The organism is Amycolatopsis sp. NPDC102522, assembly GCF_055584485.1.
This window is the reverse complement of sequence record NZ_JBVJLY010000001.1, coordinates 617,162-640,326: the sequence shown is the minus strand read 5'-3', so window position 1 is coordinate 640,326 and position 23,165 is coordinate 617,162. Positions and strand designations below refer to the sequence as shown.

23 protein-coding genes are annotated in these 23,165 nt (G+C 69.0%); 15 read left to right on the top strand and 8 right to left on the bottom strand.

Going from position 1 to position 23,165, the window contains the following annotated elements:
* Window positions 1–55 precede the first annotated feature (55 nt).
* Complete coding sequence (locus ACZ6YV_RS02785) at window positions 56–823, top strand: SDR family NAD(P)-dependent oxidoreductase (protein WP_465508008.1); 768 nt, start codon at window positions 56–58, stop codon at window positions 821–823.
* Between the two features lie 330 nt (window positions 824–1,153).
* Here the strand turns inward: ACZ6YV_RS02785 and ACZ6YV_RS02780 are convergent, their stop codons facing one another.
* Window positions 1,154–1,834 (bottom strand): MgtC/SapB family protein, encoded by a 681-nt coding sequence (locus tag ACZ6YV_RS02780; RefSeq protein WP_465508007.1) that lies wholly within the window; start codon window positions 1,832–1,834, stop codon window positions 1,154–1,156.
* A gap of 60 nt (window positions 1,835–1,894) precedes the next feature.
* Between ACZ6YV_RS02780 and ACZ6YV_RS02775 the strand changes: the two genes are divergently transcribed.
* From ACZ6YV_RS02775 to ACZ6YV_RS02750, 6 genes are all read left to right on the top strand, one after another.
* Window positions 1,895–2,374, top strand: a complete 480-nt coding sequence (locus tag ACZ6YV_RS02775) for a PepSY domain-containing protein (RefSeq protein WP_465508006.1) — start codon at window positions 1,895–1,897, stop codon at window positions 2,372–2,374.
* 70 nt (window positions 2,375–2,444) lie between these two features.
* Window positions 2,445–3,203, top strand: coding sequence for an ABC transporter ATP-binding protein (locus tag ACZ6YV_RS02770; protein ID WP_465508005.1), 759 nt, complete (start codon window positions 2,445–2,447; stop codon window positions 3,201–3,203).
* The gene (locus ACZ6YV_RS02765; RefSeq protein ID WP_465508004.1) at window positions 3,203–5,737 is read left to right on the top strand and encodes an FtsX-like permease family protein; all 2,535 of its coding nucleotides are present in this window, start codon (window positions 3,203–3,205) and stop codon (window positions 5,735–5,737) included. The genes ACZ6YV_RS02770 and ACZ6YV_RS02765 overlap by 1 nt, the downstream gene beginning before the upstream one ends.
* 46 nt (window positions 5,738–5,783) lie before the next feature.
* Window positions 5,784–6,347 carry an orotate phosphoribosyltransferase gene (gene pyrE / locus ACZ6YV_RS02760; protein WP_378236806.1) on the top strand — a complete coding sequence of 188 codons (564 nt, stop codon included), beginning with the start codon at window positions 5,784–5,786 and terminating at the stop codon, window positions 6,345–6,347.
* Between the two features lie 119 nt (window positions 6,348–6,466).
* Window positions 6,467–6,859 (top strand): DUF2784 domain-containing protein, encoded by a 393-nt coding sequence (locus ACZ6YV_RS02755; protein WP_465508003.1) that lies wholly within the window; start codon window positions 6,467–6,469, stop codon window positions 6,857–6,859.
* Between the two features lie 14 nt (window positions 6,860–6,873).
* Window positions 6,874–7,530, top strand: coding sequence for a TrmH family RNA methyltransferase (locus ACZ6YV_RS02750; RefSeq protein WP_465508002.1), 657 nt, complete (start codon window positions 6,874–6,876; stop codon window positions 7,528–7,530).
* A 20-nt stretch (window positions 7,531–7,550) separates the two neighbouring features.
* On the opposite strand, the gene ACZ6YV_RS02745 is transcribed toward ACZ6YV_RS02750, so the two are convergent.
* On the bottom strand, window positions 7,551–9,710 hold the full coding sequence (locus ACZ6YV_RS02745; RefSeq protein WP_465508001.1) for a molybdopterin-dependent oxidoreductase: 2,160 nt from the start codon (window positions 9,708–9,710) through the stop codon (window positions 7,551–7,553).
* 73 nt (window positions 9,711–9,783) lie between these two features.
* On the opposite strand from ACZ6YV_RS02745, the gene ACZ6YV_RS02740 reads away from it, so the two are divergent.
* Entirely contained in the window at window positions 9,784–10,806 is a 1,023-nt protein-coding gene (locus ACZ6YV_RS02740) for a glycoside hydrolase family 76 protein (protein ID WP_465508000.1), read from the top strand.
* A 184-nt stretch (window positions 10,807–10,990) separates the two neighbouring features.
* On the opposite strand, the gene ACZ6YV_RS02735 is transcribed toward ACZ6YV_RS02740, so the two are convergent.
* From ACZ6YV_RS02735 to ACZ6YV_RS02725, 3 genes are all read right to left on the bottom strand, one after another.
* Window positions 10,991–11,524, bottom strand: a complete 534-nt coding sequence (locus ACZ6YV_RS02735; RefSeq protein ID WP_465507999.1) for a GNAT family N-acetyltransferase — start codon at window positions 11,522–11,524, stop codon at window positions 10,991–10,993.
* A gap of 47 nt (window positions 11,525–11,571) precedes the next feature.
* Window positions 11,572–12,441 carry a LacI family DNA-binding transcriptional regulator gene (locus ACZ6YV_RS02730; protein WP_465507998.1) on the bottom strand — a complete coding sequence of 290 codons (870 nt, stop codon included), beginning with the start codon at window positions 12,439–12,441 and terminating at the stop codon, window positions 11,572–11,574.
* An 88-nt stretch (window positions 12,442–12,529) separates the two neighbouring features.
* Window positions 12,530–13,564 (bottom strand): LacI family DNA-binding transcriptional regulator, encoded by a 1,035-nt coding sequence (locus ACZ6YV_RS02725; RefSeq protein ID WP_465507997.1) that lies wholly within the window; start codon window positions 13,562–13,564, stop codon window positions 12,530–12,532.
* Window positions 13,565–13,679: 115 nt separating this feature from the next.
* On the opposite strand from ACZ6YV_RS02725, the gene ACZ6YV_RS02720 reads away from it, so the two are divergent.
* From ACZ6YV_RS02720 to ACZ6YV_RS02690, 7 genes are all read left to right on the top strand, one after another.
* Window positions 13,680–14,696, top strand: coding sequence for a substrate-binding domain-containing protein (locus ACZ6YV_RS02720; protein WP_465507996.1), 1,017 nt, complete (start codon window positions 13,680–13,682; stop codon window positions 14,694–14,696).
* Complete coding sequence (locus ACZ6YV_RS02715) at window positions 14,696–15,685, top strand: ABC transporter permease (RefSeq protein WP_465507995.1); 990 nt, start codon at window positions 14,696–14,698, stop codon at window positions 15,683–15,685. Before ACZ6YV_RS02720 ends, ACZ6YV_RS02715 begins: the two co-directional genes overlap by 1 nt.
* Window positions 15,682–16,488, top strand: coding sequence for an ATP-binding cassette domain-containing protein (locus ACZ6YV_RS02710; RefSeq protein ID WP_465507994.1), 807 nt, complete (start codon window positions 15,682–15,684; stop codon window positions 16,486–16,488). Before ACZ6YV_RS02715 ends, ACZ6YV_RS02710 begins: the two co-directional genes overlap by 4 nt.
* 8 nt (window positions 16,489–16,496) lie before the next feature.
* The gene (locus ACZ6YV_RS02705; RefSeq protein ID WP_465508512.1) at window positions 16,497–17,366 is read left to right on the top strand and encodes a PfkB family carbohydrate kinase; all 870 of its coding nucleotides are present in this window, start codon (window positions 16,497–16,499) and stop codon (window positions 17,364–17,366) included.
* Window positions 17,363–18,010, top strand: a complete 648-nt coding sequence (locus tag ACZ6YV_RS02700; protein ID WP_378236817.1) for a nucleoside/nucleotide kinase family protein — start codon at window positions 17,363–17,365, stop codon at window positions 18,008–18,010. The genes ACZ6YV_RS02705 and ACZ6YV_RS02700 overlap by 4 nt, the downstream gene beginning before the upstream one ends.
* Complete coding sequence (locus ACZ6YV_RS02695; RefSeq protein WP_465507993.1) at window positions 18,007–18,753, top strand: SDR family oxidoreductase; 747 nt, start codon at window positions 18,007–18,009, stop codon at window positions 18,751–18,753. The genes ACZ6YV_RS02700 and ACZ6YV_RS02695 overlap by 4 nt, the downstream gene beginning before the upstream one ends.
* A gap of 185 nt (window positions 18,754–18,938) precedes the next feature.
* Complete coding sequence (locus tag ACZ6YV_RS02690; protein WP_465507992.1) at window positions 18,939–19,352, top strand: VOC family protein; 414 nt, start codon at window positions 18,939–18,941, stop codon at window positions 19,350–19,352.
* Here ACZ6YV_RS02690 and ACZ6YV_RS02685 read toward each other — a convergent pair.
* From ACZ6YV_RS02685 to ACZ6YV_RS02675, 3 genes are all read right to left on the bottom strand, one after another.
* A complete protein-coding gene (locus tag ACZ6YV_RS02685) occupies window positions 19,349–20,017 on the bottom strand; it encodes a DedA family protein (protein ID WP_465507991.1) in 669 nt (222 codons plus the stop codon). The genes ACZ6YV_RS02690 and ACZ6YV_RS02685 overlap by 4 nt on opposite strands.
* 151 nt (window positions 20,018–20,168) lie before the next feature.
* The gene (locus tag ACZ6YV_RS02680) at window positions 20,169–22,454 is read right to left on the bottom strand and encodes an MFS transporter (RefSeq protein ID WP_465507990.1); all 2,286 of its coding nucleotides are present in this window, start codon (window positions 22,452–22,454) and stop codon (window positions 20,169–20,171) included.
* Window positions 22,455–22,457: 3 nt separating this feature from the next.
* Window positions 22,458–22,976, bottom strand: a complete 519-nt coding sequence (locus ACZ6YV_RS02675; protein WP_378236822.1) for a MarR family winged helix-turn-helix transcriptional regulator — start codon at window positions 22,974–22,976, stop codon at window positions 22,458–22,460.
* Between the last annotated feature and the right edge of the window lie 189 nt (window positions 22,977–23,165).

The window sequence follows — 23,165 nt, the reverse complement described above, 5'->3', positions numbered from 1 at the left end:
CGTAGCAGCGCTGGAGCACCTCTCCCGGAACCCGACCGAGGAGTAGGTTCCCGATATGACTCAAACCGCCCTGATCACCGGCGCCACCGCCGGAATCGGCGCGCAGTTCGCGCGCAGGCTCGCCGCCGAGGCCTACGACCTCGTGCTCGTCGCCCGCGACGTCGACAGGCTGGAGAGCTTCGCCGCGGAGCTGGTCGAGGCGCACGGCGTCGACGTCGTCGCCCTGTCCGCCGATCTGTCCGAAGTGGACGGACGCGCGCTGGTCGAGGCCCGCCTGGCCGAAACGCCGGTGGATCTCCTGGTGAACAACGCGGGCTTCGGGCTCAACGGCGATTTCTGGACCATCCCACCGGACGCGCTGCAACGTCAGCTCGACGTCAACGTCACCGCGGTCCTGCGGCTGACCCGCGCCGCGCTGCCGGGCATGATCGAACGCGGCCAGGGCGCGATCATCAACGTCAGCTCTGTCGCCGGTTTCTTCAGCGGCCGCGGCTCGACGTACACGGCCAGCAAGAACTGGGTCACCTCGTTCACCGAGGGCATCGCCGCCTCGCTGCCGAAGAACATCCGCATGATGGCGCTCTGCCCCGGCTTCACCACCACGGAGTTCCACGAGCGAGCGGGACTGGACAAGCCTGGCCCGAAGGCGTTCTGGCTCGGCGTCGACCAGGTCGTGGACGAGGCGCTCGCGGATCTGCGACGAGGCAAGGTGATCTCGGTGCCGAGCCTGCAGTACAAGGCGATCGTCGCGGTCGGCGGGCTGCTGCCGCGCGCGGTGCTGCGCAAACTCGGCGGCGGGTTCGGCGGGAAAGGCCGCACCTGAGCGGTGTGACTGTTGTCTTCCGGTACCTCCTTCACACCTCCCCAAGTACATGAAGGCCCCCTTCATTGCGCTAGGCGCAATGAAGGGGGCCTTCATGTACTTCCGGCGGCCGAAGTGGCGGTGACGCTTCGGCCCAGTTCCTCGTGTGTGGCTAGGAAGGTTAGAACCGTCCTAGCCACTCACGACCACCACGCACCGCCGGTCTCCCGGGAGGTACCGAACGCGGCCTCAGGACTGCGGTCGGCATGCCGCGAAAGCCACTTTCGGGACATCAGACGTCCCGAAAGTGGCTTTCGCGACGCCCCAGCGGACCAGTGGGCGAGGGAGCAGCTAGTCCTCGTCCGCGGTTTCGATCGACCGCACCCCGTCCGCCGCGGCGAGCACGGTAGGGGCGTCGGCGTGAGCCGGTCCGGAGAGGTCGAGCGTCACGGTCACCTCGCCGTCGCGGTCGTCGGTGATCCGCAGGGACGAAATCGACCATCGATGGCTCGTGCAGAGCTCCAGCAGGTCGCGCAGCACACCCTTCCCGTCCGCGTAGCTCACGCGAAGCCTGGTCGTGCCCGTGCCGCCCGGAAGGTGCTTGGTCAGCCAGGTGAAACCGACGACCACCACGAAGTGCAGGGCGGTCACCACGATCGCCAGCAGGAACAATCCGGCGCCCGCCGCCATGCCGATGGCCGCGGTCTCCCAGACGGCCGCGGCCGTGGTGAGCCCCCGGATCGCGCCCTGTCTGGTGATGATCAGTCCCGCGCCGAGGAATCCGACCCCGGAGACGATCTGCGCCGCGATCCGGGACGGGTCGAGGACCACCTGCCCGGTCGCGAGAATGTCGCCGAAACCGTACTTACCGACCAAAAGGATCAGCGCGGACGCCGTGCCCACGATGGTCTGCGTCCGTAGTCCGGCGCTTTTGCCCCTTATCTGCCGTTCCAGCCCGATCGCCGCCGACAGCGCGAACGCCATCACCAGTTCACCGACCTGGAGCCAGCCCTGTCCGTTGGAGACCATCACCCCACGGTCTCATCCGACCGACGACGGTTCGGGGCCGCACCGGACGGGTACGCGTGGATCATGAGGTCATCGGTTCTTGTCATCGCGGGGTTGCTGACATTGGCCGCCTGCTCCACCGAACAGCCGCCGGGCCCGGCGGCACCGGCGCCGGAGGCGCGGCCGGTGAAGGCGATCCAAACGGCGGCAGGCGCCGTGCCCGACGGGCGGGCGTTCGACGTGGAGCCCGGACCCGACGGGTGGGAGATCAAAGTCGCGTCGCGAGGGCAGGAGCACAAGATCCGGGTGAGCCGGGACGGTGCTCAGGTCTTGGGCGAGCAGCAGACAGCCAAGCCGAGCGACGACATGGCGAAGGTCGAACAAGCGGGTGTCGACGCGGTCAGGGCGCTCCAGAGCGCGCAGCGGAGTCAGCCCGGTGACCTCGACGAGATGGAGATCGACCGCGCCACCGATGGCACTCTCGTCTGGGAGGTCGGGCTCCGCGACGGCAAGGGGATCGAGCACGACGTCACCGTCGACGCCAAGTGCGGCACGGTGAGGTAGGGCCCGCCCTACCCAGGAGACGCACGCTCGCCCCAGGGTCCCTCCGAACTGCGGTGACTAGTGTTTACCCATGAGCACTGGGTGGAACGGCGACGCTGTCAGGCTTGACGGCGTCCGCAAGGAATACGGCAAGGGCGTCGTCGCCCTGGACGGGGTGACGCTGGCGTTCCCGCGCGGCGGCTTCACCGCCGTGATGGGACCTTCGGGCTCGGGCAAGAGCACTTTTCTGCACTGCGCGGCCGGGCTGGACAGGCCGACATCGGGGTCCGTCGTGCTCGACGGGCAGGAGCTGGCCGGGATGAGCGAGACGAAGCTGACGAAGCTGCGCCGCGACCGGATCGGCTTCATCTTCCAGGCCTTCAACCTGCTCCCGGCACTGACCGTCGAGCAGAACGTCACGCTCCCGCAGCAGCTCGCCGGCGCCAAGCCGGATCGCCGCGTCGTCGAGGAGATCTTGAACCGCGTCGGGCTTTCCGGGCGCCGCAAGCACCTTCCCGGCGAGCTTTCCGGCGGGCAGGCGCAGCGCGTCGCGATCGCGCGGGCGCTGGTCACCCGGCCCGCGGTGGTCTTCGCCGACGAGCCGACAGGCGCGCTCGACACCCGCACCGCCGCCGAAGTCCTCGGCCTCCTGCGCGATTCCGTCCGCACCACCGGCCAGACCGTGATCATGGTGACCCACGATCCGATGGCCGCCTCCTACGCCGACCGCGTCATCTTCCTCGCCGACGGCCGGATCGCGGACGAACTGCAGGCGCCGACCGCGGACGTCGTCGCCGAGCGCATGACCCACCTGGGTGCCTGGGGCAACCCGGCAAGGGCGGATGCGTGATGCTGCGACTCGCCTTCCGGACCCTGCGCCTGCGCAAGGGCGGGTTCATCGGAACCTTCATCGCCGTCTTCTTCGGCGCGCTGATCGTCGCCTCCTGCGGTGGCCTGATGGAGACCGGGATCCGCAGCAACGCGGAACCGCAGCGCCTCGCCGCCGCCCCGATCGTCCTCACCGGCGGACAGACCTTCGAACTGCCCAAGGAAGACCCGGCCTCCCTCGAAGCCGACGACAAACGCAAGTTCGAGGACGCGCGGCTTCCCGAGCGTGTCCGGCTCGACGACGGCCTGGTCTCCCGGCTGCGGTCCGTCCCCGGTGTCTCGGACGTCGTCGGCGAAGTGAGCTTCCCGCTCGCGGCGGGCGGGAAACCCGCCCTCGGCCACGCTTGGGATTCCGCCGCGCTGACCCCGTACACGCTGGCGGCAGGCGTCGCGCCCGTCGCGGGCGAGGTCGTCGTCGAAGCCGCGTCGGGCCTGAAGCCCGGTGACCGGGTCGAGGTCGCCGCGCGCGGCAAGACCGAATCGTTCCGGGTCGCCGGCGTGGCCGGTGCGCCGCGTTCGATCACGCAGGCCGCCGTGTTCTTCTCCGCCGCCGACGCCGCCCGGCTCTCCGGGTACCCCGGCAAGGCCGACGCCATCGGTGTCTTCACCAAGCCGGGTGCCGACGTCGAAGCAGTGCAGGCGAAGGTCGCCGAGGTCGCCACAGGGGCGACCGTCCTGAGCGGGATCGACCGCGGTGTCGCGGAGTTCCCCGAGGCCGATTCGAGCGGGACCAACCTGATCGTCATCGCCGGTGTGGCGGGCGGGCTTTCGGTGATGGTCGCGATGTTCGTCGTCGTGAGCACGCTGAGCCTGTCCACCCAGCAGCGTTCCCGCGAACTCGCCCTGATGCGGGCGATCGGCACGACCCCGCGCCAGCTCCGGCGCATGGTGCTCGGCGAGGCGCTGGCCGTCGGCCTGCTCGCGACCGCGCTCGCCGCCGTGCTGGGCTCGTTCCTCGGCGAATGGCTCTTCGGTCAGCTCGTCGAAAACGACGTCGTACCGGCGGTTCTGCGGTTCTACCAGGGCTGGTTGCCCGCCGTCGTCGGCGCGGGCACCGCGATGCTCGCGGTGTTCATCGCCGCCTTCGTGGCGGGCCGCCGGGCCGGGAAGATCCGGCCGACCGAGGCGCTCGCCGAGGCCGCGGTCACCCGCCGCTGGCTGACCCCGACGCGGGTCGTGTTCGCGGTCCTCTTCTTCGGCGGCGGAACCGCGCTGGCCATCGTGACCGTCGCGGTGATGACCGGTCCGGTCGCGGCCAGCACCGCCGGACCCGCGGTGATCCTCTGGGCGATCGGCGTCGCGATGATCACCCCCGGCGCCGCCAAGGTGATGACCGCGATCCTGCAGTGGCCGATGCGCCTGCTCGGCGGCATCGACGCGAGGCTCGCCGTGCTCAACACCCGCGCCGGGATCGTCCGGGCGGCGGGCGCGGTCACCCCGATCATGCTCGCCGTCGGGATCGCGACCGCCAACATCTACCTCCAGACCACCCAGCAGGAGCTGTCGAACCAGGCCTTCACCGAGGACGTCCGCGCCGACGCGGTGATCGGTTCCGTGGCGGGCGGGCTCGCCCCGGATCTCGTCCAGCGGATCCAGGCCGTCCCCGGGGTCGCCGGAGCTTCCGAGTACGTCACCAGCAGCGTGTTCCTCGAGGCGCCGTACGACAGCTCCGACGACGGACGCCCGGCGATCGGTCTCACCGCCTCCGGCGTGAACGCGACGACCGACACCAAGGTCACCCAGGGAGACCTGAAGGCCCTGACCGGCCGGACCATCGCTCTCCCCGACGTCTACGCGAAGGACTTCAACCGCGGCCTCGGCGACACGCTGAGCCTGAGGCTCGGTGACGGCACCCCCGCCGACGTCAAGGTCGTCGCGGTGACCAGCCAGCGCCGTGGTTTCGAGAGCTTGCTGCTTCCCGCCGATCTGCTGGCCCCGCACACCACCGCCGGGCTCGCCCCGCAGATGCTGGTCCGTGCCGCCCCGGACGTCGATCCGGCGGCGCTCACAGAACGGCTTCGCGAGGCGACGGCCGGGCTGCCGGTGTCCGTCGGCGACCGCGGCGCGCTCGTCGCGGCGCACGACAAGAACCAGGCCGTCGGCGCGTGGGTGAACTACCTGATGGTCGGCATGATCATCGCCTACACGGTGATTTCGGTGGCCAACACGCTGGTGATGGGGACCGTGCGGCGGCGCCGCGAATTCGGCCTCCAGCGGCTCACCGGTTCGACCAGGGCGCAGGTGCTGCGGATGGCCGGTTTCGAAGGCGGGCTCGTCGCGCTGATCGGGATCGTGCTCGGCACCGTCGTCGCGGCGGGCTCGATCGTCCCGTTCTGCCTGGTGGCGGCCGATTCGGTGCTGCCGATGGGCTCCCCGCTGATCTACCTGTCGATCATCGGCCTCGCCGCCGCGCTCGCGCTGGTGGCCACCCTGGTCCCGGCCTGGGCGGCGACCCGCGGCCCGGCCGTGGAGGCGGCGACGTCCGGCAGTGACTAGAGCTACCGTCGAAGGACGCCGCGGGCCGTGTGTAAGACTCTCGGCCGTGGCGTACCCCGGGTTGGATCAAGCGGCGAAACTCGAACTGGCGAGACTGGTCGGCGAACTCTCCGTCGTGCACGGCAAGGTGACTTTGTCTTCGGGCAAGGAGGCCGATTACTACATCGACCTCCGGCGGGCGACGCTGCATCACGCGGCCGCTCCGCTCATCGGGAAGCTGCTCCGTCAGCTCACCCACGACTGGGACTACGTCGCCGCCGGCGGCCTGACCCTCGGCGCGGACCCGGTGGCGCTGGCGATGCTGCACTCCGCGGCGACCGACGGTGTCGTGCTCGACGCGTTCGTGGTCCGCAAGGGCGCCAAGGCGCACGGCATGCAGCGCCGGATCGAAGGTGTCGAGGTGCTCGGGCAGCGTGTGCTGGCCGTCGAGGACACCTCGACCACCGGCGGCAGCGTGCTCACCGCCGTCGAGGCGCTGCGCGAGGCCGGAGCGAACGTGGTCGGCGTCGCGACAGTCGTCGACAGGGACACCGGAGCGCGCGAGGCCATCGAGAAGGAAGGCCTCGAATACCGTTACCTTCTGAACAAGGACGACCTCGGTCTGTCCTGACTGAAAAGGCCCTAAGGGGGCATCCTCCGTTCGCGAACGGAGGATGCCCCTTTTTTCGTGAGCGTTTCTCAAGACGAGAGGGGTAACGTCGCTGGTAGGGGTGTGAAAGGGGGCTTGAGGTGGCGGGTTTCCTGGCGAACGTGACAGTCGCGGTGCATGTTTTCGCGCTGCTGTTCATCGGATTCGGTGGTTTTCTCGCGTGGCGGTGGCCGAAGGTGATCTTCGTGCATGTGTTCTTCGCCGCATGGGGAGTTCTCGTCAACGTCTTCCCGTGGCCATGCCCGCTGACGGCCGCCGAGAACTTCTTCCGGAGTCAGCAGGGCCTCGGCGATCTGCCCGGCGGCTTCAACGCCTACTACCTCTACGACACGGTGTTCCCGCGCTCGTCGCTGCCGCTCGTCGTCGTGATCGCGATGGCGACGGTGATCATCTCCTACGTCGGCGCGTACCAGCGCTGGCGCCACCGTCACCACGACGGGGACGCACCGGCGCACCGCGTCAGCATGGGCTGAGTGACAATCTCCGGGTGACTGAGTCGGAAGAAGCCGGGCCCACCGAATGGGTGGCGCGGGAAGAGGTCGGCGTCGGCCCGTGGGAAGGCGAGTGGCCCGCGGACGAGCGCTACGACCCGGAACTCCTGGCCGGAGGCGACCGCCGCAACGTCGTCGACCCGTACCGCTACTGGCGGCGCGAGGCGATCGTGTCCGATGTGGACGGCCGACGGCACCCGTTCCACGTGGCGATCGAGAACTTCCAGCACGACCACAACATCGGCACCGTGGTCCGGACGGCGAACGCGTTCGCCGCGGCCGCCGTGCACATCGTCGGACGGCGGCGCTGGAACCGGCGCGGCGCCATGGTGACCGACCGCTACCAGCATCTTCTCCACCATGAGGACGTCGACGGGCTGCTGACCTTCGCCGCGACGGAAGGCCTCGCCGTGGTCGCCGTCGACAACACCCCCGGCTCGCAGCCCGTGGAGACCGCCGAGCTGCCGCGCGAGTGTGTCCTGCTGTTCGGCCAGGAGGGGCCCGGTCTGTCGGCCGAGGCGCAGAAGACCGCGGCGCTGGTCGTTTCGATCGCGCAGTTCGGCACGACCCGCTCGATCAACGCCGGTGTCGCCGCCGGGATCGTCATGCACGCCTGGGTCCGGCAGCACGCCGACCTCACCACGGCCTGGTGAGCGGCGGCTGAAAGTCCGTTTCAGCCGCCCTGGACCGGGGCGGACTGGACGGGGGCGACCTCGACCGGGATCCCGTTCAGCACGGCGTTCCCGGACGGGACGTCCAGCAGGGTCTCGTCGGCGACCAGGTTCGAGTTGACCCCGGCGTGCGCCGTGGCGACCTTCGTCCGCGTTCCGTCGAGGTCGTGCCCCCAGCCGTGCGGCATGCTCACCACGCCGGGCCGGACGTCGGCCGTGACCTCCACCGGGGCTTCCAGCTTCCCCGCCCGCGACGTCACCGACGCGAGTCCGCCGTCGGTCAGCCGGAGCCGCGAGGCGTCGTCCGGATGCACCTGGACGGTGCAGCGGTTCCCGCCGCGCACCAGCGGCGTCAGGTTGTGCATCCACGAGTTGTTCGAGCTCAGGTGCCGCCGTCCGATCAGCAGCAGCCCGCCGTCCGGCGCCTTGTCCAGCTCCGCGCGCAGCCGGGGGACGTCCTTCGTGATCGCGTCCGGGGCCAGTTCGACCTTGCCGCTCGCGGTGGTGAGCACCTCCGGCAGCCGCGGCTTCAGCGCGCCGAGGTCGATGCCGTGCGGGGCGGCTTCGAGGTCGGCCAGTTTCAGCCCGTACGGCCCGCCTCGCAGCATCAGGTCGATCATCCGCGCCGGCCCCGTGCGACCTTCGGCGAGGGACAGGTCGACGCCGGTGCGCCGCGCCGTCTCACCCGCGACCATCGTGTCGAAGGCGGCGACGTCTACGTCCGGCCCCTGACCGGCGGCGATCCCGGCCATCCGCAGCAGGGTCACCCACTCCTGCGGCAGGCCCGTTTCGAGCGGCTGCGGTGTCCAGTTCGCGACGTTCCGCACGGCGAGCGCGTACAGCGCGACGTCGTAATGCGGCCGCTCCAGCGGTGACGGCCCGGGGAGGATGACGTCGGCGTGCCGGGTGGTCTCGTTGAGGTACACGTCGAGGGAGACCATGAAGTCCAGCTGCCGCAACGCTTCCGCGAGCCGCGCGGAGTTGGGCGTGCTCAGCGCCGGGTTGCCGCTGATGGTCACCAGCGCCCGGACCTGGCCCTCGCCGGGCGTCTCGATCTCGTCCGCGAGCGTGGCCACCGGCAGCTCGCCGAGCACCTCGGGATACCCGCGCACCCGGCTCGTCCAGCGGCCGCTGGTGAACGGCGAAGACCGTCGCGGCTTCCAGAGGGCGGGCAGCGGGAACATCACGCCGCCCTCGCGATCGAGGTTGCCGGTGAGCGCGTTGACGACGTCGACAAGCCAGCTCGCGATGGTCCCGAACGACTGGGTGGTGGTCCCCATGCGGCCGTAGACCGCGGCCCGGCCGGCGTCCGCGAGGTCGAGCGCGATGCGGCGGATCTCGGCGGCGTCGATCCCGGTCGCGGGCGCGACGGCCTCCGGCGTGAACGGCTCCGCGAGCGCGCGGACCTCGTCGATGCCGGTGACATGCTCGCCGGGACGGACCCGGTTCTCCGCGAACAGCGCGTTGACCAGCGCGAACAGGAACAACGCGTCGGTACCGGGCCGGATCGCGTGGTGCTCGTCGGCGAGCTGGGCGGTCCGGGTGCGGCGCGGATCGAGGACGACGATCTTGCCGCCCCGCTTCTGGATCCCGCGCAGCCTGCCGCGAGTGTCGGCGGCGGTCATCAGGCTTCCGTTGGACACCAACGGGTTCGCGCCCAGAATGAGCAGGTGCTCGGTACGGTCGAGGTCGGCGACGGGAATGGTCTGCGGGTCGCCGAAGAGATAGCCGGAGGAGAAGTGCTTCGGCATCTGGTCGACCGTGGTCGCGGTGTAGAAGTTCTTGGTGCCCAAGGCTTTGAAGAACACGCGGCCGTAGAGCACCAGCGCCGCGTTGTGCACCGTCGGATTGCCGGAGTAGACGGCGACGGCGTTCTTGCCGTGCTCGTCGATGATCGGCCGGAGGCGCCTGTCGATCTCGGCGAAGGCCTCGTCCCAGGTGACCTCGACGAACTCGCCGTCGCGTTTGACCAGCGGCGCTGTGAGCCTGTCCGGGTCGTGGTGCAGCGCGCCGAGCGAAGCGCCCTTCGGGCAGATGTATCCCTGAGAGAAGACGTCCTCGCGGTCACCCTGCACCCGGGTGACCAGGCTCTTCTCGTCGATCGTCACCTCCAGGCCACAGGTGGCTTCGCAGAGCGGGCAGGTCACGTGCGCCGTGGTCATTAAGCACCTCGCGAGATCGGGGACCGTCTCAACATACTGAGCGGTATGTCGGCGGGCAAGGGATGATGGCGCGATGACCGCACTCGCCGACCGGGCCGGGGCCGCCGAGCGCGCGGTCCGCGACCGGCATCTGCGCAGGGTGTGGGGGCTGCCGGGGACGGTGCTCGGCCGCAGCGGCTGGCCGCCGTCGGCCGGTCAGCGCGTGCACTGGCACTGGAACTACTGGTGGCAGGCGCATCTGCTGGACACGCTCGTCGACGCGCAGCTGCGGGATCCCTCACCGGACCGACTGAAGCTGATCGACCGGTTCGTGGCGTCTCTGCGGCTGCGCAACTTCGGCAAGTGGATCAACGACTACTACGACGACATCGCCTGGCTCGGCCTCGCGCTGCAACGGGTGGGGCATCTCGGCCTGGACGTCCGCGGCGGGCTGGAGGCGATCGGTTCGCGGCTGCGCGAAGGCTGGACCGACGACGCGGGCGGCGGGATCCGGTGGCGCGTCGGCGACGACTTCAAGAACGCGCCCGCGAACGGCCCGGCCGCGATCTTCCACGCCCGCGAAGGGGCGGCGGAGCACGCGCGAGGCCTGACAGCCTGGATGACCGAGCGGCTCGTCGATCCGGAGAACGGACTGGTGTGGGACGGCCTGCGGGTCGAAACCGGCGAACTGGTCAAGCATATTTTCACCTACTGCCAAGGGGTTTACCTCGGCGCCTGCCTCGAATTGTCCGAAGTGGACAGAGTGGAGCGCACGATCCACGCGGTCGCGGAGCACGTCGCGCCGAACGGGGTGATCCGGGGACAGGGCGGCGGTGATGGCGGCCTGTTCGCCGGGATCCTGGCGCGGTACCTGGCGCTCGCGGCGCCGCTGCTGCCGAGCGGGGTGGCGCGCGACCTGGTCATCCGGTCGGCCGACGCCTGCTGGGCCGGCGCCACCGAGACGCCGCACGGGCCGCTCTTCAGTGCCGACTGGGCGACTCCGGCGCCTTCGCTGCCTCTCGCCCCCGACGCTCCCGAGCGCGACCTGTCGGTTCAAGTGAGCGCGTGGATGCTCCTCGAAGCCGCCGCCACCCTGGACCATCGCCTCCGCGACTAGTCAGCCAGCCCAGAGGCGTGACTCGCGTGATCAGAGGCGTGACTCGCGTGTTCAAGGACGGAACTCGCGTGATTGGAGGCGGAACTCACGTGTGCGGCGTCCAATCACGCGAGTCACGTGTCTGATCACGCGAGTTCCGCCTTCAAACACGCGTGATCGTCCGTACCGCTCACCCAACGCGGCGTCACCAGACGTCGCCCGAGCGCCAGTCCGCGGTGATCTCCCCGTCCAGATCCAGCGTGACCCCCACCGGCAGCACGTGGATCGCCCCGTCGTCCTCCTTCGTCGCCTTCACGCCCGAAGGCGTCATGGCCGACGAAGTACCGCGCCACAGCAGCCAGCCGCGCGACGCGTAGAACTCCAGAGCGTCTTCGGACGCCGAGAGCGCCCCGAGGTCGTACGCCTTCCGCAGGACCCGCTCCAGCGCGTCCATCATCGCGGCGCCGTGACCGCGCCGCCGGTGATCCGACCGGACGGCGACCGCCTCGACATAACCTGTCCGGAGGGCCCGCCCGTCGTGCACGAGCCGCCGCTGGACCAGGGACGCGTGCCCGATCAGTTCACCGCTCTCCCACACCAGCGTGTGCATGCCGCCGAGGGCGTTCTCCCAGTCGTGGTCACTGAAATCGCCGTCGAAAGCGTCGTCCAGCAGAGCGCGTGCCGCGGTCAGCACGCCTGCTTCGAGGTCGGCGGTGTGCACGGTCCACAGGTCGGTCATTCCGCCATCCTCACCCGGCGGCGGCGTTCTGACCAGCGGGTTGTGACTCAGCAGCCGCACGACTGACGGTGTATGAAGCGCGGCGCGAGCCGTACGGATTCGGGTCGTCGCTCAGGGTCGGTGATCCGGGCCAGCAGGAGTTCGACGGCCTTGCGCCCGATCTCCTCGATCGGCTGCGCCATCGTGGTCACCGCGGGGGTCACCTGCCCGGCCCACTCCATGTCGCCGTAGCCGACGATCGCGAGGTCGCGCCCGATCCGGATGCCGAGCCGGTGCGCCTCGTACTGGACGCCGATCATCATCGCCTCGCTCGCCACCACGAGCGCGGTCGGCGACGGCCAGCTGTCGAGCAGTTTCGCGGTCGCGGCGGCCGCCCCGCCCGGGGTCGACTGCCCGCACGCGACCAGCTGGGACGTCCACCGGATCCCGGAGCGGCCGAGGCCGAGCCGGTATCCCAGCGCTCGCTCCTCGTGGGTGGCCATGTCCTCTTCGCCCGCGATGAAGCCGATCTTGCGGTGCCGCAGCCCGGCGAGGTGCCGCACGAGCGCGCACACGGCCTGGATGTTCTCGGAGCCGACCTGGTCGACGTCGTTGCGGCCGGCCATCCGGTCGACGAGCACGGTCGGCACACCCATCCGGACCAGCCCGTTGATCACCGCTTCGTCGCCGGCCGCCGGGACGAGCAGGACACCGTCGACACGGTCCGCCCGCAGCGCGCGGATGACCGCGGCTTCTTCGGCGACGCTGTCACCGGTGTCGGCGAGGGTGATTTCGCAGCCGTGGCGGCGTGCGGCGCGGCGGATGGCGCGGATGAGTTCACCCGAATACGGGTTCGCGTGCATCGCCATGGCCACCCCGAACCGGTGGGTGACGGGGGTGTCATCCCACAGGGGTAACGCCGGGGACAATGCGGTCATCGCTCCATGCCTTCATCCGAGCTTGAATGACGGTAACGGCTGACGGAGCGTCACTCGGCGGCGAGACCGGAAAGTCTCCCAACAATCATCAATACGAGTGAACGAGAGCGCATCCGCAGGAAGCCCGATGGCGGAGCGTAGGCGGAATCCGCATCGTCTGGGCCTTGCGGGCGGGATCGTTGATCCTGGCGAGCAGCAGGCGCACCGCCTGGGTGCCGATTTCCTCGATCGGCTGAGCCATCGTGGTCAGCGGCGGATCGACCAGATCGGCCCATTCGACGTCGTCGTAGACCACCACCGGCAGGTCGATCCCGGCGCGCAGGCCACGTTTCCGCAGCTCGTGCAGGACGCCGACCATCATGGTGTCGTTGGCGACCACCAGCGCCGTCGGCGGCGAAGGCAGCGCGAGCAGCGTGCTGAGCGCGAGAGCCCCGCCCGCCTGCGAAGACTGCCCGCACGCGACCAGGTCCTCCGACCAGGTCAGCCCGGATCGCCCGAGGCCGAGCCGGTAGCCGAGGATGCGCTCCTCGCTGGTGCTCAGCCCGGCCGTCCCGCTGATCATGCCGATCCGCTGGTGCCCGAGCGACGCGAGATGCGCCGTCAGCGCGGACGTCGACTGGATGTTCTCCGCGCCCACCTGGTCGACGTCGGTGCGGGTGGACAGCCTGTCGATGAGCACGGTCGGGACGTCGAGCGAGACGAGCTCCCCGATCACCGAACCGTCGCCCGGCGACGGCGTGATCAGCAGTCCGTCGACCCGGCGGGAACGCAGCGTCCGCACGGTTTCACGCTCGGTGTCGACGGCGTCGTGCGTGTCCGCCAGCAAGACCGTGTATCCCGCCAAGGCGGCTTCGCGTTCGATCGCCCTGATCAGCACGGCGAAGTACGGGTTCGCGATCAGCGAGATCGCGACGCCGATCGACCGCGTCCCGCCGGTGACCAGCGAACGGGCGATCGCGTCGCCGGTGTAGCCGGTCTGTTCGATCGCGCGGAGGACGGCGAGTTTGGTCTCCTCGGCCACCGCCCTCGTCCCGTTGACCACGTGCGAGACCGTGGTGATCGAGACTCCCGCCAGCTCGGCGATGTCGCGTTGGGTGGGGCGGGACGAGCGAGACGGCGGCATCAACGTTCCTCGGTGAAAGTCAGCTGGCAAGCGTTTGCGCAAACGCTTGCGAGTGAGCATAACCCTGTCTACCTTCCGGTTCATCACGGACAGCCTTGAATCGGAGGGCATCCCCATGAGACAGCGACGTCTCGCCGCGCTCGCCCTGACCGCCGCACTCGCGGTGACCTCGGCCGGGTGCACCGTCGAACGCCACTGGGGTGGCGGGTCGAACGCAGGCGGTGGCGGCAAGGCCAAGGTCGGCCTGGTCACCAAGACCGACACCAATCCCTACTTCGTCGAACTGAGAGCGGCCGCCAAGGCCGCCGCCGAAGCGAACGGCGCGGAGTTCAGCGCGCTCGCCGGCCAGTTCGACGGTGACAACGACGGCCAGGTCCGGGCCATCGAGAACCTCATGCAGCAGGGCGCGAACACCATCCTCATCACGCCGAGTTCCTCGACCGGCGTCCTCGACGCCATCGACCGCGCCCGCAAGGCAGGGGTGCTGGTCATCGCGCTCGACACGGCGACCGAACCGGACACCGCCGTCGACGCCACCTTCGCCACGGACAACTTCGAGGCCGGACGTCAGCAGGGCGCCTACGTCAAAGCCGCGCTCGCCGGCAAGCCGCCGAAGCTGTTCATGGTGGACGGCACCGCCGGGTCCACTGTGGACACCCAGCGGCACACCGGGTTCCTCAAGGGCATCGGCCTGACCGACGCGTCACCGGAGATCAAGGGCAAGACCCCCGCGAACGGCGACCAGAGCCTGGCTCAGCAGGGCGTGGAGAACCTCCTGCAGCGCACCACCGACATCAACGCCGTCTACACGATGAACGAGCCGATGGGCCGCGGCACCTACGCCGCGCTCCAGGCCCGCGGCCTGGTGAACCAGCTCGTGATGGGCTCGATCGACGGCGGCTGCGAAGGCGTCAAGAACGTGCGCGACGGCCAGTACGCCGCCACGGTCATGCAGTTCCCGAAGAAGATGGCCGAGCAGGGTGTCCTCGCCGCCATCGACTACGCCAAGACGGGGAAGAAGCCGAGCGGGTTCGTCAACACCGGTTCCGCGGTGATCACGGACAAGCCGATCCCCGGCGTGGACAGCCAGGACACCAAGTGGGGCCTCGAGAACTGCTGGGGGACGAAGTGATGACGACAGCGACCCTCAAAGGCAACGAACGCCCGACGATCGGTGAGTTCTTCCTGCGCGCGCCCGCGGTCGGGCCCGCGCTGGCCCTGCTCGTCGCGATCGTGGTGTTCTCCTTCTCGACGGACACCTTCCTCGACCTCGACAACCTTTCCCTTGTGGTGCAACAGTCCCTGGTGGTCGGCACGCTCGCGCTCGGGCAGACGCTGATCATCCTGACCGCGGGCATCGACCTGGCCAACGCGGCCGCGATGGTGCTCGCGACGCTGATCATGGCGAAGCTCGTGGTCGGCGGCGTCTCCGGGATCTGGGCGCTGCTGCTGGGAATCGTGGCGACGGTGGTGATCGGGATGGTCACCGGATCGCTGGTCACCCGGATCAAACTGCCGCCGTTCATCGTCACGCTCGGCCTGCTGACGGTGCTCACAGCGGCCGCGAAACTGTTCGCGGGCGGTCAGGCCGTCCCGGTCGCCGACTCGCTGCTCAAATGGCTCGGCACCCGCCGCTACCTGTTCGGCGGCATCCCGATCACCTACGGCATGACGCTGGCTTTGCTGATGTACCTGGCACTTTGGTACGCGCTCACGCGGACACCGTGGGGCAAGCACGTCTACGCGGTCGGCAACGCGCCGGAATCCGCGCGGCTGTCCGGGATCAAGGTCAACCGGACGATCCTTTCGGTGTACATCGTCGCCGGCGTGATCGTCGGGATCGCCGCCTGGCAGGCGCTCGGCCGCGTGCCGAACGCCGACCCGAACGCCTTCCAGCTCGGCAACCTCGACTCCATCACCGCGGTGGTGCTCGGCGGCGCGAGCCTGTTCGGCGGCCGGGGTTCGGTGCTCGGCACGATGATGGGCGCGCTGGTCGTCGCGGTCCTGCGGTCCGGGCTGACCCAGCTCGGCGTGGACGCGCTCTACCAGGACGTCGCCACCGGCGCCCTGCTCATCGGCGCTGTCTGCGTCGACCGGTTCGCGAGGAGGCAGCAGTCATGACGACGCCTACTTTGTCGGCGAGCGGACTGGTCAAACGCTACGGCCGGGTCACCGCCATCGACGGCGCCGACTTCGAGCTGTTCCCCGGCGAGGTGCTCGCCGTCGTCGGCGACAACGGCGCCGGGAAGTCGAGCCTCATCAAAGCCCTTTCGGGAGCGGTGATCCCGGACGCCGGTGAGATCAAAGTGGACGGTGAGACCGTTCACTTCAAGTCCCCTTTGGACGCTCGCCACTACGGGATCGAGACGGTGTACCAGGATCTCGCCGTCGCACCCGCGCTCGACATCGCGTCGAACATGTTCCTCGGCCGGGAAAAGCGGCGTAAGGACCTCTTCGGGCAGCTGTTCAGGAAACTGGACACCGCGACCATGAGGGCCGACGCGCAGCGGATCCTGGACGAACTCGGCATCAACATCAAGTCCATCACGCAGCCGGTGGAGACGCTGTCCGGCGGGCAGCGCCAGGGTGTCGCGGTCGCGCGGGCGGCCGCTTTCGGCACCAAGGCGGTGATCATGGACGAGCCCACCGCCGCGCTCGGCGTCGCCGAATCCGGCAAGGTGCTCGACCTGATCAACCGGATCCGCGAACGCGGCCTGCCGGTGGTGCTGATCAGCCACAACATGCCGCACGTGTTCGACATCGCCGACCGCATCCACGTGCACCGCCTCGGGAAGCGAGTCGCGGTCGTCTCGCCGAAGACGCACACTATGAACCAGGTCGTCGGCCTGCTCACGGGTGCGCTGAAGATCGGTGAGAACGGCGAGGTCGAAGAAGTCGCCGCGGCCGTCCACACCGGACTGTAGTAGTGAGAGTGCTGCTGGCGGGCCTGTGCACCGTCGACCAGATTCAGCGCGTCGCCGAGATACCGGCGCCGGGCGAGAAGGTGCGTTCGCTGTCGATGGACGTCGCCGCCGGGGGGCCGGCGACGAACGCGGCGGTGACCGTGGCCGCGCTCGGCGCCGGGGCGACGTTGCTGACGGTCGCCGGTGCGCATCCGCTGGCGGCACTGGCCCGCGCGGACCTCGAAGCGCACGGCGTCGACCTGGTCGACCTCGATCCCGAGCGGCCCGATCCGCCCGCGATCAGCGCCATCGTCGTCCGTGACTCCGACGGCGAACGCACCGTCGTTTCGCGCAACGCCCACGCTTCCTCGCGTTCCGTCCTCTCGATGCGGTCGTTGCACGCGCGACTACCGCGTTCAGAGGACGAAATGCCCGGGTGCGTGCTCCTGGACGGGCACCATCCGGAGGTCGCCCTGTACACGGCGCGCTGGGCGCGGGAGCGGAAGGTGCCGGTGGTGCTCGACGCCGGAAGCTGGAAGCCGGACTTCCCCGAACTCCTGCCGCTGGTCGACATCGCCGCGTGCTCCTCGCTCTACCGCGGTGACGACCCCCGCGAGCACGGCGTGCCGGTGGTCATCACGACCGCCGGCCCCGAACCGGTCCGCTGGTCGACGGCGGACGGATCCGGTGCCATCCCCGTCCCCGTCACCCCAGCGCGTGACACGCTGGGAGCGGGCGACGTCTGGCACGGAGCTTTCGCGTACGCGGTCGCCAGGGGTATCGGGGATGTCCCGGGCTGGATCGCGTTCGCCAACGAGGTGGCCGCCGAACGGGTGCGGCATGAAGGACCGAGGTCGTGGACGGCCGCGGTCGCGAAGAGGAGAGAAGGACTGTCATGACTGACATGCCTCCGGTGTTCGAAGACCTGTTGAGCAGGGCACAGACGCTGGCGAAGCCGGGACAGCGCAGTGTGCTCGGGATCGTCGGCGCCCCCGCGTCCGGCAAGACGACGCTCGCCTGGGGCCTCGCGAAGGCGCTGGGCACGAGGGCGGCCGTGGTCGGGATGGACGGCTTCCACCTCGCGCAGGTGGAGCTGCAGCGCCTCGGGCGGGTGGAGCGCAAGGGCGCGCCGGACACCTTCGACGCGGCCGGGTACGTGCACCTGCTGCGAAGGCTCGCCGAAGGCCGCGAGACGGTCTACGCGCCCGAGTTCCGCCGTGAGATCGAGGAGCCGATCGCCGGTGCCGTCGCGGTCACGCCGGACGTCCCACTGGTCATCACCGAGGGGAACTACCTGCTCATGCAGGACGACCCGTGGAGCGGCGTGAAGCCGATCCTCGCCGAATCGTGGTTCCTCGCGCCGGACGAACCCGAGCGCATCGAGCGGCTCGTTTCGCGGCACCGCCGCTACGGCCGTTCGCTGGTCGAAGCGCGTCGCCGCGCGCTCGGTTCCGACCAGCGCAACGCCGATCTGATCGCGTCCACCAGCGACCGGGCCGACCTGGTCCTCGAGAACCTCCCGCTGGTCAACTTCGCCATATGACCGGGGTCATCGTCGTCACGGGCGGCAGCAAGGGCATCGGCGCGGCGGTCTGCGAACTGGCCGCCGCGCGCGGTCACGACGTCGTCGTCAACTACGCGGGTGACGCCGAAGCGGCCGAAGACGTCGCTTCGCGCGCCCGGAAGCACGGCGTCCGAGCGATCACCCAGCGCGGGGACGTCGCGTCCGAGGACGACGTCGTGGCCCTGTTCGACGCCGCCGTCGAGCTCGGCCCGCTCGCCGGGGTGGTCGCGAACGCGGCCATCACCGGCAACACCCCAGGCCGCTTCGACGAGTACGAGGTCGACGTCGTCCGTCGCGTGGTGGACGTCAACGTCACCGGCGTCTTCCTGTGCGTCCGCGAGGGCATCCGCCGGATGTCCACCCGGTACGGCGGCGAGGGCGGCTCGATCGTGACGCTGTCCTCCACCGCCGCGCGCACCGGTTCGCCCGGTGAATGGGTCCATTACGCGGGCACCAAGGCGGCGGTCGAAACGATGACCTACGGCGTGGCACAGGAAGTCGCGAAAGAGTCCGTCCGGGTCAACGCGGTCGCTCCGGGGATGATCCACACCGGACTGCACGCGGCGGCCGGGATGCCGGATCGCATGGACCGGATCGCCCCGACCATCCCGATGGGGCGGGCGGGTGAACCCGGCGAAGTCGCGGAAGCCGTGCTGTGGCTGCTCTCCCCGGCCGCGTCGTACACCACCGGGACGGTGCTGACCGTCGGCGGAGGACGTTGACACCCGGGGCCACGAGGCGGTCACGAGGCGATATCGGGTCCGCGTGCGGTTCAGCCACTTTTTAACACTCTTTCCCGGTGGATATCACGATTCATGTGGGAAGTCGGTGGATCACCTCGTGGCCCCAGGCGCCTGTGTCACCCTGGTGGCGCCCCCAAGCTTCTTGATCAGGACGGTCATCCCCGATGTCCAAGCTCATGTCTGTGCACCACCTGGCACTCACCGTGACCGATGTGGACCGGAGCGTGCCCTGGTACGCCCGCGTCCTCGAACTCGAGGAGTTCACACGTCGCGAAGACCCGGAAACGGGTCTGCGGAAGGTCGTGCTCAGGTCGCCGAGCGAAGGTTTCGCGGTGGTTCTCGTCGAGCACCAGGACACCGAGCGGCCGCCGTTCGACGAACGGCGGACCGGTCTGGACCACGTGGCGTTCAAGGTCTCTTCGCGGTCGGAACTGGCGGAGTGGGAAGCGCGGCTCTCGGAGTACGGAGTCGTCTACACGCCGTCGAAGGGATCGCGGACCTTGGAAGGCTCCTCGGTCATCGTTTTCCGTGACCCGGACGGCATCCAGCTGGAGATCTGGGCGGATCCCGAGGTCTAAGTGGTGCTCTCTTCGGTCTCTTCGGCCGGGCGCCGCATCTCCTGGCGATAGCGGATCACGCCGTAGGCCGTGCCCACCACGAAGAACGCGATGCTGATCCACAGCGCCGCCGTCTTCACCCACGGCAGCTCGTCCAGCAGACCGGCGCCGTAGTAGCCGAGCAGCACCAGCGTCGGCACCCAGAGGAGCCCGCCGAGCGCCGTCGCGAGCGCGAACCGGCGCGGATCCATCCGTGCGGCCCCCGCGATGAGCGGCGCCAGCGTGCGGATCCACGGGATCCAGCGCGCGGCGACGATGGCGAAGAAACCCCGCCGGTCCAGGAACGCCCTGGCGCGTTCGAGATTGTGCCTGCTCAGCACCTTGCCGCCACGTCGCGCGATCAGCTTCGTGCCCGTGCCCCGGCCGATGTAATAGCCCACCTGGTTGCCGAGAATCGCGACGAGCAGCGCGGCGGCCGAGAGCAGCCACGCGTTCAGGTCGGAGCCGTGCTGCGCGAGGACGACCCCGGCCGCGAACAGCAGGGAGTCGCCGGGCAGGAAAAGCCCGATGATCAGCGCGCACTCCACGAAGATGAAGCTCAGCACGATCACCCAGACGAGCACGGGTCCGGCGGTGTCGAGCCAGCCCACGCCGATGCTCGCGGCCTCGGTGTACACCTCACTCACGCCGCGAGCCTACGTGTACTCGGCGAACCGCACTTCACCGAACGGTGGAATCGGGGTGTCTTCGGAGGTCCGGTCACGCGCCCCACAGATGTTATGAACGGGACTTTCATCGCAAATTTTGCGATGAAAGTCCCGTTCATAACACTTGGGCCTAGTGTTCGACGAGTTCGTCGAGCGCCTGGTCGTAGCTCAGCCGGACGTCGTGCTGTGTCTCATAACCGAATGCCCCGTCACCGCCGAGCAGGTCCAGCCGGCTGGTGGCCGGCGGGTAGCCGCTCGCGATCACCGTGTAGGTCCCGGCGGGCAGGTCACTGACCGTGTAGTTGCCCTCCGCGTCGGTCCTCGCCACGGCGGCGACGCCGCCCGAGGAGTCGAGCACGGTGATCCGCGCGTCCGGCACGATCCGGTCCCCGTCGGTGCGGGCGACCCCGCTCAGCAGGATCGTGCTGACCAGTTCGACGTCGTGGCGCAGCACCCCGGCGCCGCTCGCGGTCAGCGTCGCCGCGACCGGCCGGAACCAGCGACCGCTGGCGACGATCGTGTACCGCCCGCCCACGATGCCGGCGAAGGAGTACACGCCGTTGTCGTTCGTGTGGGTCCTGGCCACCTGATTGCCGTTGTGGTCGATCAGGGTCAGCGCCGCACCGGAGACGTTGGTCGCGTCATCCCGGCGGACGTGTCCACTGATCTGCGCGGATCCCGCCCGATAGACGCCGTTGCCGTTCCCGTTGGTCATCGCGTGTTTGCCGGGTTCGACAGGCGCGGTCACGACGGTCTTCTCGGAGGCCGTCTCGACGGGCGCAGCCGCCTCCTCTTCGAGAAGTGCTTCGCCGCCTTCGAGAGCCGAGGCCGCCGAAGGGGTCGAGCCGCCGAGAAGCGGGATCTCCTTCATGAACATCAGGACCAGCGTCGCCAGCAGCGCGACAGCGCCCGCCACGTAGAACACCGTCGTGATCGACTCGGTGAAGCCGATCAGCACCGGGGTCTTGATGGCCTCGGGCAGGCTCGCGATACCGCTCGTGTTCGACTGGATGTCGCCGAGCGCCGCCGCACCGGGCCCGCTGGGCGGGTTGCCGCCGAACGCCTTGGTGATGTTGCCCGGCAGGACGTTGAACAGGATCGTCAGGAACACCGCGACACCCGCGGTACCACCGATCTGCCGGAAGAACGTCGCCGACGCGGTCGAGACGCCCATGTCGCTGCGCGGGCCCGCGTTCTGCACCGCGATGATCAGCGTCTGCATGCAGGCACCGAGGCCGAGGCCGATGATCGCGGCCGCGACCAGCGGGTGCCACAGCTCGCTGTTGTACTCGACCTGCGCGAAGAAGAACGCGCCCGCCGCGATCAGCAGCGTGCCGACCACCGGGAACACCTTGTAGCGGCCGGTCTTGCTGGTGATCTGGCCCGAGATGATCGAACCGCTCATGATGCCCGCCATCAGCGGGATCATCAGCAGACCCGAAACGGTCGGCGAGTAACCCTGAACCACCTGCATGTACTGCGGGATCATCATGATCGCGCCGAACATCGCGACACCGACGATGATGCCGCCGACGATCGCGACCGTGAAGGTCGAGTTCTTGAACAGCCGCAGCGGGATCAGTGCCGCGTCCTTCATGAGCTTCTCGATGAAGATGAAGGCCACCACGCCGATGGCGCCGATGGCGTAGCAGATGATCGCGCTCTGCGAGCCCCAGCCCCACTTGTTGCCCTGCTCCGCGACGATCAGGAACGGCACCACGGCGACGACGAGCGCGAGCCCGCCCCACCAGTCGATCTTGTGGTCGTGGCGCTGGTGCGGCACGTTGAGCACGCGGGCGACGACGAACAGCGCGACGATCGCGATCGGCACGTTGATCAGGAAGACCCAGCGCCAGCCGGCGATGTCGTAGCCGAACACGCTGCCGAGCTTGTCGAAGTCGGCGAAGAACCCGCCGAGCACCGGGCCGAGCACGGTGGAGATACCGAACACGGCGAGGAAGTAGCCCTGGTAGCGGGCGCGTTCCCGCGGCGGCACGATGTCGCCCATGATCGTCATCGCCAGCGACATCAGACCACCGGCGCCGAGGCCCTGGATCGCGCGGAACGCGGCCAGTTCGTACATCGACGTCGCGAACGCCGAAGCGATCGAACCGACGAGGAAGATCGAAATCGCCGCGATGTAGAACGGTTTGCGCCCGTAGATGTCGGACAGCTTGCCGTAGATCGGGGTGACGATCGTCGAGGTGATCAGGTAGGCCGTGGTGATCCAGGCCTGCAGGTCGAACCCGTTGAGGTCGTTCGCGATACGGACGATCGAGGTGCCCACGATCGTCTGGTCGAGCGCCGCCAGGAACATGCCCGACATCAGGCCGATCAGGATCGTGACGATCTGACGGTGACTGAGCCGGGGCCCGTCTTCATGGGCGACTGGTGGACTTTCTACTGCGGAACTCATTGTTCAGGCCCCCTTGGCCTTCGACGCCGATGCGGGATCGGCGAACTGTGGAGATGTTTGTTCGATGTCGTTGTTCAGCCGTCGGAACAGTGAGTTGAGGGTTTCCCGGTCGGCGTCGGACCAGTCGCCGAGTACCTCGGCGAGCCACTGGTTCCGTTGCTTGCGGTTCTCCTCGAAGACCCGGAGTCCTTCGGCGGTCGGTGCGAGCAGGCAGGCGCGGCCGTCTTCGGGGTCGGCCAGGCGCTCGACCAGCCCGTGCTGGACGAGAGAGCTCGACTGCCTGCTGATCGTCGAGATCTCGGAGTGCAGGAACTCGGCGAGTTTGCTGGTGCGCTGGGGCCCGACGTGGATGAGGCAGAAGAGGATCGCGTACGCGGCCCGCTCGATGCCGTCCGGCCCCTGCTTGGACACCTGGGACTTGGCCCGGTTGACCAGGCGCACGAGCCGCACGAGCTCGTGCCCGAGGGTGTCGGCCAGATCGAGGTCGGCCTTCGACCTGGTGCCGGGTGTCGTGGGTGTCATGGTGGTCTCTCTCGCCGGTTGCTTGGTCACTGCAACTAGTTGCCTTGAGCAAGAATGTTCCTCTTGGAGGAGCTTCGCAAGGAGAAAGTGACCGGGTGTGTCTGATGACACTTTAGTTGCCGCATGCAAGCACATTTATTCGTGCATGTTTGTCCGGTTCGCCCGTCTTGAGGCGCTGAGCAGGCCTTT